This window comes from Rhizobium sp. Leaf453 (assembly GCF_001425605.1).
Lineage (GTDB): Bacteria > Pseudomonadota > Alphaproteobacteria > Rhizobiales > Rhizobiaceae > Pararhizobium.
The window spans coordinates 76,087-94,013 of the sequence record NZ_LMRG01000027.1 but is presented as its reverse complement, the minus strand read 5'-3'; the positions used below and the strand labels follow the sequence as shown (position 1 = coordinate 94,013).

Genomic DNA, 17,927 nt, shown 5'->3' with positions numbered 1-17,927 from the left:
TCGACCGCTCCATCACGGTAGTTCCGTATCCGAATCGTTTCACGTGAAACAAACGGCATGACTCGCTCACGTTGTATTCTATTTTCCGATGCAAAATTCAGAGAAGATTACATCCAGAAGATTTTCAACATCCACACGGCCCGTTATGCGCCCGAGGGCATCACCCGCCTGTCGCAGATATTCAGCCTGAATATCGAGGCCACTATTAAATTGCGTCAAACTCAAAGCGATTGCGGACCGTGCTTGCTTTAAACACTCAACATGCCGCTTACGCGATGGCAGGGCCATCGCATTGCGCGCCGACAGATCAGGGAGGTAACGCTTCAGCACGTCAACGAGCTGGTCCAGACCTTCACCGGTCACCGTCGAGATGCAGACGTCGACCGCGGCCTTATCCCACAAAAGCGGTCCGCGATCAATCTTCGTTCCAATGCGAAGGACCGGCTTGGTGCCCTCATACTTGGCGAGTTGCGCAAAACCACCAGGTTCATCGGCAAGTAACAGAATGACATCGGCCTGTTCCAACGTTATATGTGCGCGCCGAATGCCTTCCTGTTCAACACGATCCTCGGTATCTCTGAGGCCGGCTGTGTCGTAAAGCCGAACGCTGAATCCGGCTAATGATAAATCGACCGAAAGAACATCGCGTGTCGTACCTGCAATGTCGGTGACGATCGCCACATCGCGACGCGCGAACCAGTTCAGGAGGCTGGATTTCCCGGCATTCGGCTCGCCGGCAATGACGATCTTCAGACCGTCGCGAATGATCTCCGCGATTTCGGCCCCGGCAAGATGCTCCGAAATTTCGGTTTTAAGAACACGCATATCAGCCCAGATCCGGTCTGCAACGGAACCTGGAACGTCATCCTCGTCGGCAAAATCAAGCTCAGCTTCGATCATGGCGCGTGCATGGGTCAACCGCTTGGCCCAACCATGATACAAAGTCGACAGATTACCGCTGGAATGTTCCTGCGCCAACCGGCGCTGCATTGCCGTCTCGGCGGAAATCAGATCTGCCAGACCTTCGATCTCAACGAGATCGAGTTTTCCGTTGTGAAACGCGCGCCGCGAGAACTCTCCCGGCTCGGCATGCCGTGAATTGGGCAGGGCGGAGAGTTCCGTCAGAATGGCATCCACGACCGCGCGGCCACCGTGAACCTGCAGTTCCGCGCAGTCTTCACCGGTAAAAGAAGCCGGGGCGTTGAAATAGATGACCAGCCCCTGATCCAGAACGTCATCATTTCGACTCCGAATCGATCTCAACACTGCCCGACGTGGCGCCGGAACCGCGCCACAGAGGGACCGCAGCATATTCCCCGTTGACGGTCCACTGATGCGGATAACGGCCACGCCGGCGGGCAGCGCGCCGGACGACAGGGCATAGATCGTATCTGTCATCGAAGTGTTCATGGTATCTTCGCGTTATCGTTGATCAAGGGACTCGCTTCGAAACCGACACGTTCGGCTCAGGCTGATGCGGGATCTGACTCCGGCTAAAAACAGAAAAGCCCAGGTTGAACCTGGGCTTCGCGTGTCTATCGAATCTTCGATCAGGTGTTCATCGAATCGAAGAAATCGCCGTTTGTCTTGGTCTGCTTCAGCTTATCGATGAGGAACTCGATTGCATCGGTTGTGCCCATTGGGGCCAGGATACGGCGCAGAACGAAGATCTTCTGCAGATCCTGACGCGGGACGAGCAGGTCTTCCTTACGCGTGCCGGACTTGAGGATATCCATCGACGGGAAGATGCGCTTGTCGGCAACCTTGCGGTCGAGCACGATTTCCGAGTTGCCGGTACCCTTGAATTCTTCGAAGATGACTTCGTCCATGCGGCTGCCGGTATCGATGAGCGCAGTCGCGATAATCGTCAGAGAGCCGCCTTCCTCAATGTTGCGTGCCGCGCCGAAGAAGCGCTTCGGGCGCTGCAGAGCATTGGCATCGACACCACCGGTCAGAACCTTGCCGGATGACGGCACGACGGTGTTGTAGGCGCGGCCGAGGCGCGTGATCGAATCCAGCAAGATGACAACGTCGCGGCCATGTTCGACGAGGCGCTTGGCCTTTTCGATGACCATTTCAGCGACCTGCACGTGACGGGTTGCCGGTTCGTCGAAGGTGGAGGAAACCACTTCGCCCTTCACCGAGCGCTGCATGTCCGTCACTTCTTCCGGACGTTCGTCGATCAGAAGAACGATCAGGTAGCATTCCGGATGATTGGCGGTAATCGAATGGGCGATGTTCTGCAGGAGAACCGTCTTACCAGTGCGCGGCGGAGCGACGATCAGGCCACGCTGGCCCTTGCCGAGCGGAGCAATGAGGTCGATGACGCGGGCGGACAGGTCCTTCGAAGTCGGAACTTCCAGTTCCATCTTGAAGCGCTCGTTCGGATAGAGCGGCGTCAGGTTGTCGAAGTGAACCTTGTGGCGGATCTTCTCCGGGTCTTCGAAATTGATCGTATTGACCTTGAGGAGAGCAAAGTAGCGTTCGCCTTCCTTGGGACCACGGATCGGGCCTTCAACGGTATCGCCGGTCTTCAGCGAGAAGCGGCGGATCTGCGAGGGCGAGATATAGATATCGTCCGGACCTGGCAGATAGTTCGCATTGGCGGAACGCAGGAAGCCGAAGCCGTCCTGCAGCACTTCCACAACGCCTTCACCGATGATCTCGACATCCTGACTCGCGAGCATTTTCAGGATCGCGAACATCAGTTCCTGCTTGCGCATGACGCTGGCGTTCTCGACCTCGACCGACTCTGCAAAGGCCAGAAGATCGGTCGCGGATTTGTTTTTAAGTTCTTGTAGCTTCATTTCAGCCATGAAGGGGGACCACATTTGCAATTCGGAATGGAAAACGGCGTGTCTGATGTAAGGAGAGCTGCAGGGGGAAGCGCAGGCTCGTAACGTTTACACATGCCACGAAAGAGGAGATGGCAGGAAAATAGCGATTCACGGGGTGCGCCGCAAGGGGTTTACGGTAATTACCGGAAGTTTCCTGCCATAACGCCTTGTCCTTAGAAAGGTTTCACCACCGCCATGACGACGATCAGGATCATCAGCAGCGTCGGCGCCTCGTTCATCAGCCGCCAGTAGCGAGCGCTGTGCGTGTTTTCATCCCGCGCGAAAGCCCGCACGGCACGGCTGAACATCACATGCACGCCGGTCAGAAGCACGACCAGAAACAGTTTCGCGTGCAGCCAGCCGCCCTGAAATCCATAAACGCTCCAGGCAAGATAAAGGCCCAGCCCCCAGGTGATCATCATCGCCGGGTTCATGATCACCTTCAGGAGGCGCATCTCCATCATCTTGAAGGTCTCGGACTGTTCGGAGCCCGGCGTCGCATCCGTGTGATAGATGAACAGGCGCGGCATGTAGAGCAGGGCCGCCATCCAGGACATGACCGCGATGATGTGCAGCGCCTTGATCCAGAGGTAGAGATTGTCCGGCTGGCGGATGAACAAGCAACCAAGAAGGCCGACAAACAGCGCAATGGCGATAAAAGCGCGACGGCGAGCCTTGTTGCCCGGTCGGACATCCGTCTGACGTTCGCTCATCGGCTGCCCCCGCGCACCCGCTCCACAAGACGTGTGACATGGGCCGGGTCCGCCTGCGGGGTGATGCCATGGCCGAGATTGAAGATCAGCGGACCGTTGCCAAGACGGTCGAGGATCGCGTCGATGCCGTCGTCCAGCGACTTGCCACCGGCGACGACCCGCATCGGGTCGAGATTACCCTGAACCGGACCGTCCTTTTGCAGCTCGGCGGCGAAGGACAGCGGGACTGACCAATCGAGGCCCATCGCGTCGGCATTCGTTCTCTGTCGGTAGTTTTTCAGCAGAATGCCGGCACCCTTGGCGAAAGCGATGATCTTCGCCTGCGGGCGACGGGCACGCACGCTGTCAATCATCCGGCGTACCGGCTTAACGGCATAACGCTCGAACTCATCCTCGCCCAGCACACCTGCCCAGGAATCGAAAATCTGAACGGCATCGGCTCCCGCATCGATCTGCTCGACGAGATAATCGGCTGAGACCTCGGCGAGGAGTGCCAACAGCCGATCAAAAGCCTCCGGATACTGATAGGCGAACAGACGGGCAGGGGCCTGGTCCGGTGTACCGTGGCCAGCAATCATATAGGTGGCAACCGTCCAGGGCGCACCGCAAAAGCCGAGCAGGGTCGTTTCCTCAGGCAACTCGCTGCGCAAACGACGGACTGTTTCGATGACTGGTTTCAGATGATCGGAGACAGGCTTCACGTTGAGCCTATCGATACCATCGACATCGATCGGGTCCATCCTCGGTCCATGCCCTTCCTCAAAGCGGACATTGCGCTTCAATGCATCAGCAATGACCAGGATATCGGAGAACAGGATGGCTGCGTCGAAGGCATAACGCCGGATCGGCTGAAGCGTCACTTCGACAGCCAGATCCGGCGAGTAACAGAGATCCAGAAAACTCCCTGCCGTCGCCCGCGTCTGGCGATATTCGGGAAGATACCGGCCTGCCTGACGCATCAACCAGACGGGGGGAGGCGAAAGGGTTTCACCCTTCAACACCTGAAGCACCTTTCGGCTTTGCGCAGTCACTGGACGTGTTCTCCCAATTTAAAAGAAATCTATATCTAAGGATTCTATTTCTTAGAGTCTGTGACTATCACGGATTAAATGCCATCCGACTCTTTTCCACATGCAGGCCCGTTCAATAGAATCCCTGAAGCGATTTTGCCATGCGACAGAGTGGAGCGGGGAAAGGTTCCCGAAGCTTCGGGGATTCAGGCGCTTGCGGCAGAACATGATTTGATGCCTTTCTGTGGACGTCCTGTGGATAATGATTCCTCGTCTCGTGACGATGAGTCTTCTCCACAAGCACCCGAATCCGCCCTCCCGAGAATCCGGATTGTGAATAACTCGCCGGTTTTCCCCTTGCCTTCGGCGTCGCTCAGTCCTTAGCTTTCGTCATCCCGGTTTATCAACAGCCCTCGGAGAATAGCGTGGAGAACCATAAAAACTATTTCCACCTGCACCTGATTTCCGACTCGACGGGGGAAACGCTGATCGCAGCGGGCCGGGCGGCGGCGGCGCAGTTCCAGTCCTCCCATGCGCTCGAGCACGTCTATCCCTTGATCCGCAATCGCAAGCAGTTGATGCAGGTGATGGAGGCCGTCGATGGCGCGCCAGGGATCGTGCTCTATACGATCGTCGATCGGGAACTGGCCGATATCATCGATGCCACCTGCAAGGAGATGGGACTGCCCTGTGTCTCCGTGCTCGATCCGATCATCGATCTCTTTCAGTCCTATCTCGGCGCAACGTCGCGGCGGCGGTCCGGCGCCCAGCATGTGATGGACGCCGATTATTTCGCGCGGATCGATGCTCTAAACTTCACCATGGATCACGACGACGGACAGTTGCCGGCGGATTTCAACGATGCGGATGTCGTGCTGATCGGTATCAGCCGGACCTCGAAGACCCCGACGAGTATCTATCTCGCCAACCGCGGCATCAAGACCGCCAATATTCCGATCGTTGTCGGTGTGCCCCTGCCGGAGCGATTGACGGAAGCGACGAAACCGCTTGTCGTCGGACTCATCGCCTCCGCCGACCGGATTTCACAGGTGCGGCAGAATCGGGTGCTGGGAACCGCAGCCCATAATTACCGCGCTGAAGATTATGTCGATCGCGCTTCGATCACGGAGGAGCTGAAATATGCGCGTTCCATCTGCGCCCGCAACAACTGGCCGATGATCGACGTGACGCGCCGCTCGATCGAGGAAACCGCAGCGGCGATCGTTGCCCTGCGCCCACGCCTGAGGTAAGGCGAGTCATCCATCGGGAATTCAAGATTATGACTGGCTCTCTTATTCTCGCCTCGGCGAGCCCGTTCCGTCGCACGCTTCTGGACAATGCCGGCATCCGCTATCAGGCCAAGGCTGCCGATATCGATGAGCGGGCAATCGAAGCGGAGGTCGAGGAACAGAAACTGTCGCCGGAAGATGTCGCCCTCGTCCTGGCCGAAGCGAAGGCCAAGAATGTCGGGCAGGACTTTCCCGGACATCTCGTCATCGGTTCGGACCAGACCATGTCGCTCGGCCCGCGCGTCTATCACAAGCCACGGGATATGGACGAAGCGCGCCGCCATCTGCTCTCGCTTTCCGGAGCCGTCCATCAACTGAACAGCGCAATCGTTCTGACGCGGGATAATGATGTCCTCTGGAAACATGTGTCTTCAGCGAAAATGTCGGTGCGGGCACTGACGGCGGATTTCATCGACCGGCATCTCGCTCGCGTTGGCGACAAGGCGCTGTCGAGCGTCGGCGCCTATCAGCTGGAGGGAGAGGGCATCCAGCTGTTCGACGGGATCGAGGGGGATTACTTCACGATCCTCGGCCTGCCGATGTTGCCGCTTCTTGCCAAGCTCCGAGAGTTGGGGGTGATCGATGCGTGATTCACGTGAAACATTTGTTAACCATGCCTTCGTTACGGGCTATCCGATCAAGCATTCGCGCTCGCCGTTGATCCATGGATACTGGCTGAAACAGCTCGGAATCGAGGGCAGCTACCGGGCGCAGGAAGTCGCGCCGGCGTCGTTTCCCGATTTCATCAATGCGTTGCGGGATGGCAGTTCCGGTTTCAGGGGCGGCAATGTCACCATCCCGCACAAGGAACTGGCTTTCTCTCTGGCCGACCGACCGGACGAACTCAGCACCGAACTCGGCGCGAGCAACACGCTGTGGGTCGAGGACGGTAAGATCAACGCGACCAACACGGATGGCCATGGTTTCACCGCCAATCTCGATGAGCGGGCACCAGGATGGGACAGCTGTTCCACCGCCGTCGTGCTCGGGGCAGGTGGCGCCAGCCGTGCCATCATCCAGGCGGTGCGGGATCGCGGCGTGAAAACCATCCATGTGGTCAATCGTACAGTGGCGCGGGCGCAGGAGCTTGGAGACCGCTTCGGGCGGCGGACCGTTCATGCGCAGCCGATGGAAGCCATTGCCGAAGTGATGCAGGACGCCGGCCTGTTCATCAACACGACGTCGCTCGGTATGGACGGGACGGACGTGCCGCAGATCGACTTCACCCGGATGCGGTTCGGCAGTGTTGTCACCGATATCGTCTATGTGCCGCTGAAGACGCCGATCCTCGCGCAGGCCGAGGCGCAGGGTTTCACCATTGTCGATGGTCTGGGGATGCTTCTGCATCAGGCGGCGCCCGGTTTCGAAAAATGGTTCGGACAGCGACCGACTGTCGATGCGACCCTTCGGCAGATCATCATCAACGACATGGCCAGCCACGCATGATTGTCCTTGGCCTCACCGGATCGATCGGCATGGGCAAGTCCACAACGGCGGCAATGTTCGCCGAGCTTGGTGTTCCCGTGAACGATGCGGATGCGGTTGTACATGCGCTCTATCAGGGAGAAGCGGTCGCACCGATCGGGGTGTCCTTTCCCGGAGCTACATCTGAAGGCAAGGTCGATAGGTCGGAACTGTCCCGCCAGCTTGCCGCCGATCCGTCGCTGTTCAAGACACTCGAAGCCATCGTGCATCCGCTGGTGCGGGAAAAAGAGAAAGCGTTTCTCGCGCATCACCAAGCCGCCGGCGCGCCGCTCGTGTTGCTCGATATCCCGCTTCTGTTCGAAACGAACGGGCAGGACCGTGTCGATGCGGTCGCCGTTGTCACCTGTGATCCGGAGATCCAGAAGGATCGGGTGATGAAAAGACCGGGGATGACGGCGGAAAAATTCGCCCTGATCCTGTCGCGCCAGGTTCCCGATGCTGAAAAACGGGCGAAAGCCGATTACATCATCGATACCGGCCATGGACTTGATTCGGCCCGCGACCAGGCGGCGGCGATCGTCCGGACATTGACACAGCAAGAGAGGTCATGATGCGCGAGATCATCTTCGATACGGAAACGACGGGCCTCGACAACAAGCAGGATCGCGTCATCGAAATTGGCGGCATCGAGCTCGACAATCACTTTCCGACTGGCCGCACCTTTCACGTCTATATCAACCCGGTCGACAAGCAGGTCCATCCGGACGCGCTTGCCGTTCACGGCATCACCGACGAGTTCCTGAAGGACAAGCCGACCTTTGCCGAGATTGTCGAGGATCTGATCGACTTTTTCGGTGATGCCCGTTGGGTGGCGCACAACGCGACCTTCGACATGGGCTTCATCAATGCCGAGTTCGCGCGTCTTGGCCGGCCGCCGGTGACCAATGACATGGTGACGGATACGCTGGCGCTTGCCCGCCGCAAGCATCCGATGGGACCGAATTCGCTCGATGCGCTCTGCCGCCGCTATGGCGTCGACAACTCGCACCGCACCAAGCACGGCGCGCTGCTCGACTCCGAGTTGCTGGCGGAAGTTTATATCGAGCTGATTGGTGGACGGCAGACGACCTTCGGCCTGCAGAGCGGCGACAGTCGGGGTCAGGCGACGGAGGCAGACGATGTCGTTGTCACGACCGGTCAGCGTCCGCGTTCACTGGCTCCGCGGTTGAGCGAGCAGGAAAGCGAGGCGCATGCCGCGCTGGTGGCCAAGATGGGTCAGAAAGCAATCTGGGCGAAATACGGTTCGCCGAAATGAAAATGCCCGGTCGAGGACCGGGCATTGAAAGGCTTGTTCTGATCGACAGGGGTCAGTTGGTGTTCGCCGAAACCTGCGAACGAACCTTTTCTTCGGCCATGCGCTGCGTGAACATCTGGGCGAAATCGATCGGGTCGATCATCAGCGGCGGGAAGCCGCCGTTGCGCGTCGCGTCGGAAACGATCTGACGGGCGAACGGGAAGAGCAGGCGCGGGCACTCGATGAAGAGCAGCGGCAGCATGTGCTCCTGCGGGAAGCCGGCAACGCGGAAGACGCCGCCATAGGCCAGCTCGACGTTGAATACGGTCTTGTCACCATCCTTGGCTTCGGCGTTCAGTGTCAGGATGACGTCGAACTCGGTTTCCGAAAGCGGATTGGCGTTGACGTTGACGTTGATATTGATCGACGGAGCCTTGTCGCGTGCCTGAAGCGAACGCGGCGCACCCGGGTTTTCAAAGGAAAGGTCCTTGATGTACTGGGCCAGGATGTTCAGGGACGGGCTTTCAGCAGCGCCGCCATTCGGTGTGGTTGCGGTATCGGTCATAAGGCCTTTTCCTTCGGACATGAATTGCTGACGCCATCTAGCATTTAGCGAAAGGCCTTACAACCCGGCCAACCCCCGTCACTTCAACCGGTCGCGCTCGTTTGGATCGGCTTTGCCGTGGCCTTCGCTGCGCGAAAACTCGTCGTCATCGAGATCGATGACCTGCGGCCCGGAAGATCGCCGCCATGCGCCCTGGTCGGGTTGCGGGCCGCGCGAGAACGGGCTGGCGCCCGTCGTCACGATGGTCAGGCGGCTCTTGATCAGCGACCAGCCGAGATCGCGGATCGCCGGAATGAAGAGCAGAAGGCCGATGATATCGCTGATGAAGCCGGGGATGATCAGCAGGAAGGCAGCAATGACGATCATGACGCCATGCACCAGTTGGCGCCCGGGATCGCCGCCGGCCTGGGATGCCTGCTGGATTTTTCTCAAGACGCCAAATCCCTGGATGCGCAGCAGCACGGCGCCAACGACGGCGCTCGCAAGGACCAGAAGAAGTGTCGTACCGACACCGACCTCGCGGCCGACGAAAATGAAGGCGGCAATCTCCGCAAGCGGCATCAGCAGGAAAAGGATGGGAATGATCAGAGCACGCATGGTTTCCATTCAGGGTGAAATGATGAGGTCCGAAGAGGACCGGCAATTGCAAAGAAGTGATATAGCCATTTGAATGATCGGGCCATGCAGACTATATGGGATGATCGCACGGCATATTAACAGCGGTTCTGGGTGGAAATGGGCTCTTTCGACTTCGTCACATTATTTTTCCTGGTCGCTGCGGTGATCATCTTTCTTCAACTGCGCAGTGTGCTGGGCAAAAGGACGGGCAACGAACGCCCGCCGATGGACCCCTATTCGCCGCGGGATGCAGCCGATGGCCCCGAAGCATCCGGCAAGGTCGTGCAATTGCCCCGACGCGACGGCGCGGGCGAAGAGATTTCGCGTTATGCGGCAATCGATGCATTCACCAAGGCGGGCACGCCGCTGAATGACGGGCTGCGTCGTCTCGTGGATGCCGATCCGGGTTTCGACCCGAAGGAATTCGTCAATGGCGCCAAGGCGGCATACGAGATGATCGTCATGGCGTTCGCCGACGGTGATCGCAAGCGGTTGAAGGATCTCCTGTCGCGCGAAGTCTATGAAGGCTTCGATGCGGCCATTTCCGAGCGGGAAAACAAGGGCGAACTGGTCAAGTCCACCTTTGTCGGCATCGAGAAGGCGGATCTGGTCCATGCCGAGGTCAAGGACAGCGAGGCGAGTATTACGGTGCGCATCGTCAGCCAGCTGATTTCGGCAACCTATGACAAGGCCGGCGCGATCGTCGACGGCGACGCCGAGGCCGTCTCCGAGGTGAACGACCTCTGGACCTTCTCCCGGGATACCCGCTCGCGCGATCCGAACTGGAAGCTGATCGCGACGGAATCGGAAAACTGATCTGACACGATTACGGGGCGCGGATACGGGACTGGCGGCGATGGATTTCGATTTGCAACGGGTCGAATTTTCCGACCTTCCCGGTTGGCATGCCGACGATCCGTCCCCGCTTCTGTCCGCGCTCGAGCGCTGTCGCCAGCAAGTGACAACCGTCAAGCCGCACAAGACTGCGTCACTGGGCATCTCATCCGCTGACCTGATGCCAGCCTATGCGGCGGCCCGTCATGTTGACCAGGGCAACGCAGCAGGTGCGATAGCTTTCTTCGAAGAGCAGTTCGTTCCCTTCAGAATCGTCCGTCACGATGGCAAGCCCGGTTTCGTCACCGCCTTCTTCGAGCCGGAAGTTCGGGTCAGCGCGACGAAGGATGAGACATTCCGCTTCCCATTCTATCGCCGACCGGACGATCTCGTCGATATCGACGACGGCAACCGGCCGGAGGGCATGGACCCCTATTTTGCCTTCGGCCAGATGACCGACGGTGTTATCGACGAATACCCCGACCGCAAGGCGATCGAGCAAGGCTATCTTGCCGGACGCGGACTGGAGATCGCTTATGCGAAATCCAAGACGGATGTCTTCTTCGCGCATGTTCAGGGCGCCGCCCGGCTGGTCTTTCCCGATGGATCGATGACGCGGGTCACCTACGCGGCCAAGACCGGGCATTACTTTTCGGCGACTGGCCGGCTGCTGATCGATCGCGGCAAGATCGATGCGGCAACGGTTTCGATGCAGACGATCAAGCAGTGGCTGGACGATCATCCGGATGAGGCCGACGAGGTTCTCTGGCACAATCGATCCTTCATCTTCTTCCGCGAGGCGGCAGTGGATGATACCGGGCTTGGACCGGTGGCCGCCGCCAAGGTCGCGCTGGAGCCCGGGCGCTCACTTGCCGTCGACCGGCTGATCCATACGTTCGGCACGCCCTTCTTCATTTCCAGCGACAGCCTGACCTCGATCGAGGGCGGCCGTCCGTTTCGCCGGCTGATGCTGGCGCTCGACACCGGCTCGGCGATCGTCGGGCCGGCGCGCGGTGATATCTTCACCGGCTCCGGCGACGAGGCCGGAAGACTGGCCGGTGCTGTCCGCAACGATGCGGACTTTTTCATTTTCATCCCGAAGGCCGCGGCGGCACGATACGGCCATGGCTAAGGGAAAAACGCTCAGCGGCGAGGACAGGATTCTCTGGGGCAAGGTCGCCCGCACCACGCGCCCGCTTCCGGGCCGGATGGAAGAGTTTGCCGACTTCGAAGAACCGAAGCCTGAACCGGTGCCGGAAAAAATGGTGATGCCGGCGATCCGTGAAGGCAAGTCGCTGCTGGAGGCTTTTGGCGAAGCGCCGGTCGAGGCCCCCAAGAAAACCGCAAAGGTTCATCATCCGCTGGAAAAGCCCGTGAAGCGCAAGCTCGCCAAGGGGCATCTGGCCATTGAGGCGCGGATCGACCTGCATGGCATGATCCAGAGCGAGGCGCATGGTTTCCTGCTGCATTTCCTGATGCGCGCCCATGATCGCGGTCTGAGACACGTATTGGTCATCACCGGAAAGGGTACCTCGCTCGGCAGTGACGGCGCGCTGAAGCGTGCGGTGCCGATGTGGTTTGCCTTGCCCGAGTTCCGCATGCTGATCTCGTCCTATGAACCGGCGGCCCGCAATCATGGTGGTGACGGCGCGCTCTATGTGCGCCTGTCGAAAAGGGGTCCGTCGCCATGACGCCGTTCGGCGAGGCGATGCATCGGCTGCGGGCCGAGAGGGGCATCTCGCAGAAACAGATGGCGGCCGCCATCGGTGTTTCCCCCGCCTATCTTTCTGCGCTCGAACATGGCAAGCGCGGCGCGCCGAGCTTCGAATTCCTGCAAAGGGTGGCCGGATATTTCCATGTCATCTGGGATGATGCCGACGAACTCTTCGGCATTGCCGCACTTTCCGACCCCAAGGCCGTGCTCGATACGTCGGGATTGTCGCCAGCGCATACGGCCTTCGCCAACCGGCTGGCAGGGCGAATTCGCGGCCTGTCCGGCGAAACCATCCGCCTTCTGGAAGATGTTTTGGAAAAAGCCCGTTTTCCTGATAAGGAAGTGTGAAATCCCCTGATTTATGCCGCTTTCGGGCGGCACGGGATTTGGAACTATCGACAAAATCCCTATATTCGGGGAAGGCCATCAAGGTCTGATTCGCACGGAATCGGACTACTCGAAATGTGGCACGAGAACCTGGAAAGACCAATATCCGTATGACCGATCTGCCTGAAACCGAAGCCGGCGCGAATGCCGAATATGGCGCCGATTCCATCAAGGTCCTGAAGGGCCTCGACGCTGTCCGCAAGCGGCCTGGCATGTATATCGGCGACACCGACGACGGTTCCGGCCTGCATCACATGGTCTACGAAGTCGTCGACAACGCGATCGACGAGGCGCTGGCCGGCCATGCCGACATCGTCACCGTGACGCTCAATGCCGATGGTTCCGTCACCGTCACCGACAACGGCCGTGGCATCCCGACCGATATCCACTCGGGCGAGGGCATTTCGGCTGCCGAAGTCATCATGACGCAGCTGCATGCCGGCGGTAAGTTCGACCAGAATTCCTACAAGGTCTCCGGTGGTCTGCACGGCGTCGGTGTCTCCGTCGTCAACGCGCTCTCGGTCAAGCTGAAGCTCAAGATCAAGCGCCAGGGCAAAGTCCACGAAATCAACTTCACCCATGGCGTTGCCGATGCACCCCTCAAGACCATCGGCGACAGCAATGGCGAGACCGGTACGGAAGTGACCTTCCTGCCGAGCAGCGAAACCTTCACGATGATCGAGTTCGATTACGGAACGCTGGAGCATCGCCTGCGCGAGCTCGCCTTCCTCAATTCGGGCGTTCGCATCCTGCTCACCGACAGGCGGCATTCCGACATTCGCGAAACCGAGATGATCTATGATGGTGGCCTCGAGGCCTTCGTCGCCTATCTCGACCGCGCCAAGAAGCCGCTGGTGACCAAGCCTGTCGCCATTCGTGGCGAAAAGGACGGCATCACCGTCGAAGTCGCGATGTGGTGGAACGACAGCTATCACGAGAACGTGCTCTGCTTCACCAACAACATCCCGCAGCGCGACGGCGGCACGCATATGGCCGGCTTTCGTGGCGCGCTGACCCGTCAGATCATTTCCTATGGTGACAGCTCCGGCATCATGAAAAAGGAAAAGGTGACGCTGACCGGCGAAGATTGCCGTGAAGGCCTGACGGCGGTTCTCTCGGTCAAGGTCCCGGACCCGAAATTCTCGTCGCAGACCAAGGACAAGCTGGTGTCCTCTGAAGTCCGTCCGGTTGTCGAAAGCCTGGTCAACGAAGCCCTCAGCGTCTGGCTGGAAGAGCATCCAGGGGACGCAAAGATCCTCGTCGGCAAGGTGGTCGAGGCCGCCGCCGCGCGCGAAGCCGCCCGCAAGGCGCGCGAACTGACGCGCCGCAAGGGTGCGCTCGACATTTCCTCGCTGCCCGGCAAGCTGGCCGACTGTTCAGAGCGCGATCCGGCGAAGTCAGAACTCTTCCTGGTGGAAGGGGACTCCGCAGGCGGCTCGGCAAAACAGGGCCGTTCGCGCGAAAACCAGGCGATCCTGCCGCTGCGCGGCAAGATCCTCAACGTTGAGCGCGCCCGCTTCGACAAGATGCTGTCGAGCCAGGAAATCGGCACGCTGATCACGGCACTCGGTACCTCGATCGGCAAGGACGAGTTCAATCCGGAAAAGCTGCGTTATCACAAGATCATCATCATGACCGATGCTGACGTCGACGGCGCCCATATCCGCACCCTGCTTCTGACCTTCTTCTTCCGGCAGATGCCGGAACTGATCGAACGCGGTCATCTCTACATTGCCCAGCCGCCGCTTTATAAGGTGGCGCGCGGCAAGTCTTCGCAATATCTGAAGAACGAGCCGGCGCTTGAGGAATACCTGATTTCGATGGGTCTTGAGGATGCAGCGCTTGAGCTTGGCTCCGGCGAGGTCCGGGTCGGGCTGGACCTGCGCGAGGTGATCGTCGATGCGCTGCGCCTGCGCACCTTGGTCGAAGGCCTGCATTCCCGTTACAGCCGCTCGGTCGTCGAGCAGGCGGCGATTGCCGGCGCTCTCAATCCGGAATTGAACAACAACCAGGTGCAATCGGAGGCAACGGCTGCCGAAGTTGCCAAGCGGCTTGATCTGATCGCCGAGGAAACCGAACGCGGCTGGACCGCGGTGGTTGCCGGTGACGGCGGATTGCGTTTCGAGCGCATGGTTCGCGGCGTCAAGGAAGTCGCCTCGCTGGATATGGCGTTGATCGGATCGTCCGATGCCCGCCATATCGACCAACTGACACCACGGCTCAAGGAAATCTATGGTGTTCCGCCGATCCTGCGGCGCAAGGACAGCGCGCTGGAAATCAGCGGCCCGCGTGCCCTGCTGGACGCCATCTTCGCCAGCGGCCGCAAGGGCCTGACGATGCAGCGATACAAGGGTCTCGGCGAAATGAATGCCGAACAACTCTGGGAAACGACGCTCGATCCGAACGTTCGCTCCCTGTTGCAGGTCAAGGTCAACGACGCGACCGATGCCGACGGACTGTTCTCGCGTCTGATGGGCGACGAGGTGGAGCCGCGCCGCGACTTCATCCAGGAAAACGCCTTGAGCGTCGCCAACCTGGACGTCTGATCGGGCGTTGCATCCGTGGAAATAGAAATGGCGCCGAAAGGCGCCATTTTGCTTTTATAAAGTTATTTCTGGAGATTTTGAAAGTCACCTCGGGCAATCTGCGGTAACCATCTCTTCCCTCATTCCTGTGCTTGTCACAGGAATCCAACAAGCTCATGTTCTTGAGCTGAAAGAGTTTTTTGACCCGACGGACGTCGGGCCGCTGGATCCCCGCCACAAGGGCGAGGATGACGGTGGGCGTGAGTGGCAGGCTTATCAGTCTGCCTTGAACGTGCCGTTGAAGGCGAGTTCGGAAAGCGCCCGGCGCGGGCTTGGCGTTTCGCGAGCCTGCAGATAGTCGGGCAGCTGGGCCTTGTCGCCGAGACGGCCAATGGCAGCGGCGGCTTCGACGCGGTAACCTTCCGGCAGGCCGAGAATTTCGATGGCCTTGTCGAAATTGAGGCCGGTCATGCCATGGGCCTGGAAGCCGAGAAGCTGGGCCTGATGGGCGATCGCACCCCAAGCGGCACCAGTGTCGAAGCTGTGGCTATGCGAAAGCTTGGCTTCATCGGAACCGGGCGCAGTAAAGTGCGTTTTCGAGATCATGATGACGAGCGCAGAGGCGGACTTCGCCCAGCCCTGATTGAACTCGACGAGGATGGGGAAGAGCTTGTCCCATTCCGGCGTATCACGCAGTGCATAGACGAAGCGCCAGGGCTGCGAATTGAACGCCGAAGGCGCCCAGCGGCCGGCTTCGAGAATGGTCAGAAGTTCGGTTTCGGAAATGGTTTCGGCGGTGAAAGCGCGCGGGGACCAACGGTTGAGAAAGCTCGGCTCGATGGGATAATCGGCCTGACGATGATTGCTGGCGGTTTTCATGGCTTGTTCCTGTCTCGGGAGATTGGACATTGAAAGTTCGTGTCCGAAAGACGGACGCAGTCCGTATATAAAGATCAGGTAGGTTCTCACTAGACCGCGTTTTGGAGATGGACTGTTTCTCTTGCGATGACAAACGGCCCGATTTCTGGAGATTGGCTTCAATTCGCCAAGATAAAGACGATTCCAAGTGATTGAAGAAACTGAAAAAACTTGTATAAGTTCTGTAGATTTTTTCCAAGCAAAGGATTGCTGCCGATGACCGTGTCCCTGAAAGACCCTTCGCTGTTCCGCCAGGCTGCTTTGATCGGGGGCGAGTGGATCGAGGCCGATCCGAAAAACGCGATCGAGGTCAACAATCCCGCGACCGGCGAGATCATCGGCCTGGTGCCGAAGCTCGGTGCTGCTGAAACGAAGGCTGCTATCGAGGCTGCCCGGATCGCGCAGAAGAGCTGGGCCACCCGCACCGCCAAGGACCGTTGCGCAATCTTGCGCAAATGGTTCGAGCTGATGATCGAGAACAAGGACGATCTCGGCCGCATCCTGACGCTGGAGCAGGGCAAGCCGCTCGCGGAAGCTACCGGCGAAATCGTCTATGGCGCGAGCTTCATCGACTGGTTTGCCGAAGAAGGCCGCCGTATCTATGGCGATATCATTCCTGGCCATCAGCCCGACAAGCGCATCCTGGTGATGAAGCAGCCGATCGGCGTCGTCGCGGCGATCACGCCGTGGAACTTCCCGAATGCGATGATCACCCGAAAGGCTGGCCCGGCCTTTGCCGCCGGTTGCGCCATGGTGCTAAAGCCGGCTTCGCAGACGCCCTATTCGGCCATCGCCATCGCCATCCTGGCGGAACGCGCCGGCCTGCCCAAGGGCCTATTCAGCGTCATCACCGGTTCGGCCGCTGCGATCGGCGCCGAAATGACCTCCAACCCGACCGTGCGCAAGCTGACCTTTACCGGCTCGACCGAAATCGGCATGGAACTCTACAAGCAGAGCGCCCCGACCATCAAGAAACTCGGTCTGGAACTGGGCGGCAACGCACCGTTCATCGTCTTTGACGATGCCGATCTCGATGCGGCCGTCGAAGGCGCGCTGATCGCCAAATACCGCAACAACGGCCAGACCTGCGTCTGCGCCAACCGCATCTACGTGCAGGATGGCGTCTATGGTGCGTTTGCGGAAAAACTGGCGGCTGCCGTCGGCAAGCTGAAGACTGGCAACGGTTTCGACGAAGGCGTCATCCTCGGCCCGCTGATCGACAAGGCGGCACTCGCCAAGGTCGAGGAGCATATCGCCGACGCCGTCGGCAAGGGTGCGCGCATTGTTCAGGGCGGCAAGAAGCATGCGCTGGGCGGCACCTTCTTCGAAGCGACGATTCTTGCCGATGTGACGAAGGATATGGCCGTCGCGCGCGAGGAAACCTTCGGCCCGCTGGCGCCGCTGTTCCGCTTCACGGATGAGGCGGATGTCATCGAACAGTCGAACGACACCGAATTCGGCCTTGCCTCCTATTTCTACGCCAAGGATCTGTCGCGCGTCTTCCGCGTCGCCGAGGCCTTGGAATACGGCATGGTCGGCGTCAATACCGGCCTGATCTCGACGGCGGAAGCACCGTTCGGTGGCGTCAAGCTCTCCGGCCTCGGCCGCGAAGGCTCGAAATACGGCATCGAGGAATTCGTCGAAGTCAAATATGTCTGCCTCGGCGGCATTGCCTGATCTGGCGATTTTTGAATTGAACGAGGCCGGCGGGGAAGTTCCGCCGGCTTTTTTTGTTTTATACGGCAGTTGTTTGGCGGAGATCCTGCCCACTCACCGTCATCCTCGCCCTCGTGGCGGG

Annotated in this window: 18 protein-coding genes; 11 read left to right on the top strand and 7 right to left on the bottom strand. The window is 59.3% G+C overall.

What is annotated here, in order from left to right; translation table 11 throughout:
• Positions 1 to 78: 78 nt before the first annotated feature.
• The 4 genes from mnmE to hemE all read right to left on the bottom strand — a co-directional run bounded on the left by mnmE (position 79) and on the right by hemE (position 4,581).
• The gene (gene mnmE, locus ASG68_RS23750; RefSeq protein WP_082477877.1) at positions 79 to 1,398 is read right to left on the bottom strand and encodes a tRNA uridine-5-carboxymethylaminomethyl(34) synthesis GTPase MnmE; all 1,320 of its coding nucleotides are present in this window, start codon (positions 1,396 to 1,398) and stop codon (positions 79 to 81) included.
• Positions 1,399 to 1,550: 152 nt separating this feature from the next.
• A complete protein-coding gene (rho, locus tag ASG68_RS23745) occupies positions 1,551 to 2,816 on the bottom strand; it encodes a transcription termination factor Rho (protein WP_112408863.1) in 1,266 nt (421 codons plus the stop codon).
• Positions 2,817 to 3,010: 194 nt separating this feature from the next.
• On the bottom strand, positions 3,011 to 3,550 hold the full coding sequence (gene hemJ / locus ASG68_RS23740; protein ID WP_062586019.1) for a protoporphyrinogen oxidase HemJ: 540 nt from the start codon (positions 3,548 to 3,550) through the stop codon (positions 3,011 to 3,013).
• Positions 3,547 to 4,581, bottom strand: a complete 1,035-nt coding sequence (gene hemE, locus ASG68_RS23735; protein WP_062586017.1) for a uroporphyrinogen decarboxylase — start codon at positions 4,579 to 4,581, stop codon at positions 3,547 to 3,549. Before hemE ends, hemJ begins: the two co-directional genes overlap by 4 nt.
• 404 nt (positions 4,582 to 4,985) lie before the next feature.
• Here hemE and ASG68_RS23730 point away from each other — a divergent pair, with 404 nt between their 5' ends.
• From ASG68_RS23730 to dnaQ, 5 genes are read left to right on the top strand one after another with little or no spacing between them, the layout of a single operon-like run.
• Positions 4,986 to 5,810, top strand: coding sequence for a pyruvate, water dikinase regulatory protein (locus tag ASG68_RS23730; protein WP_062586016.1), 825 nt, complete (start codon positions 4,986 to 4,988; stop codon positions 5,808 to 5,810).
• Positions 5,811 to 5,839: 29 nt separating this feature from the next.
• Entirely contained in the window at positions 5,840 to 6,439 is a 600-nt protein-coding gene (locus ASG68_RS23725; RefSeq protein ID WP_062586013.1) for a Maf-like protein, read from the top strand.
• A complete protein-coding gene (locus ASG68_RS23720; RefSeq protein WP_062610222.1) occupies positions 6,432 to 7,295 on the top strand; it encodes a shikimate dehydrogenase in 864 nt (287 codons plus the stop codon). The genes ASG68_RS23725 and ASG68_RS23720 overlap by 8 nt, the downstream gene beginning before the upstream one ends.
• The gene (gene coaE / locus ASG68_RS23715) at positions 7,292 to 7,885 is read left to right on the top strand and encodes a dephospho-CoA kinase (protein ID WP_062586009.1); all 594 of its coding nucleotides are present in this window, start codon (positions 7,292 to 7,294) and stop codon (positions 7,883 to 7,885) included. The genes ASG68_RS23720 and coaE overlap by 4 nt, the downstream gene beginning before the upstream one ends.
• Positions 7,885 to 8,589, top strand: a complete 705-nt coding sequence (gene dnaQ / locus ASG68_RS23710) for a DNA polymerase III subunit epsilon (protein WP_062586499.1) — start codon at positions 7,885 to 7,887, stop codon at positions 8,587 to 8,589. Before coaE ends, dnaQ begins: the two co-directional genes overlap by 1 nt.
• A 52-nt stretch (positions 8,590 to 8,641) precedes the next feature.
• On the opposite strand, the gene secB is transcribed toward dnaQ, so the two are convergent.
• Together secB and ASG68_RS23700 are read right to left on the bottom strand one after the other, a co-directional pair.
• Complete coding sequence (secB, locus tag ASG68_RS23705) at positions 8,642 to 9,133, bottom strand: protein-export chaperone SecB (protein WP_062586007.1); 492 nt, start codon at positions 9,131 to 9,133, stop codon at positions 8,642 to 8,644.
• Between the two features lie 78 nt (positions 9,134 to 9,211).
• Complete coding sequence (locus ASG68_RS23700) at positions 9,212 to 9,730, bottom strand: FxsA family protein (protein ID WP_062586005.1); 519 nt, start codon at positions 9,728 to 9,730, stop codon at positions 9,212 to 9,214.
• A 138-nt stretch (positions 9,731 to 9,868) separates the two neighbouring features.
• Between ASG68_RS23700 and ASG68_RS23695 the strand changes: the two genes are divergently transcribed.
• The 5 genes from ASG68_RS23695 to gyrB all read left to right on the top strand — a co-directional run bounded on the left by ASG68_RS23695 (position 9,869) and on the right by gyrB (position 15,232).
• Positions 9,869 to 10,567 (top strand): Tim44/TimA family putative adaptor protein, encoded by a 699-nt coding sequence (locus tag ASG68_RS23695; RefSeq protein ID WP_062586003.1) that lies wholly within the window; start codon positions 9,869 to 9,871, stop codon positions 10,565 to 10,567.
• 40 nt (positions 10,568 to 10,607) lie between these two features.
• On the top strand, positions 10,608 to 11,717 hold the full coding sequence (locus ASG68_RS23690) for a murein transglycosylase A (protein ID WP_062586001.1): 1,110 nt from the start codon (positions 10,608 to 10,610) through the stop codon (positions 11,715 to 11,717).
• Positions 11,710 to 12,276 carry a Smr/MutS family protein gene (locus ASG68_RS23685; protein ID WP_062585999.1) on the top strand — a complete coding sequence of 189 codons (567 nt, stop codon included), beginning with the start codon at positions 11,710 to 11,712 and terminating at the stop codon, positions 12,274 to 12,276. Before ASG68_RS23690 ends, ASG68_RS23685 begins: the two co-directional genes overlap by 8 nt.
• Positions 12,273 to 12,647 (top strand): helix-turn-helix domain-containing protein, encoded by a 375-nt coding sequence (locus tag ASG68_RS23680; protein ID WP_062585998.1) that lies wholly within the window; start codon positions 12,273 to 12,275, stop codon positions 12,645 to 12,647. Before ASG68_RS23685 ends, ASG68_RS23680 begins: the two co-directional genes overlap by 4 nt.
• A 149-nt stretch (positions 12,648 to 12,796) precedes the next feature.
• Complete coding sequence (gene gyrB / locus ASG68_RS23675; protein WP_062585995.1) at positions 12,797 to 15,232, top strand: DNA topoisomerase (ATP-hydrolyzing) subunit B; 2,436 nt, start codon at positions 12,797 to 12,799, stop codon at positions 15,230 to 15,232.
• Between the two features lie 255 nt (positions 15,233 to 15,487).
• Here gyrB and ASG68_RS23670 read toward each other — a convergent pair whose 3' ends face one another.
• A complete protein-coding gene (locus ASG68_RS23670) occupies positions 15,488 to 16,090 on the bottom strand; it encodes a nitroreductase family protein (protein ID WP_062585993.1) in 603 nt (200 codons plus the stop codon).
• Between the two features lie 261 nt (positions 16,091 to 16,351).
• Here ASG68_RS23670 and gabD point away from each other — a divergent pair, with 261 nt between their 5' ends.
• Positions 16,352 to 17,806, top strand: coding sequence for an NADP-dependent succinate-semialdehyde dehydrogenase (gabD, locus tag ASG68_RS23665; RefSeq protein ID WP_062586497.1), 1,455 nt, complete (start codon positions 16,352 to 16,354; stop codon positions 17,804 to 17,806).
• Positions 17,807 to 17,927: the final 121 nt, after the last annotated feature.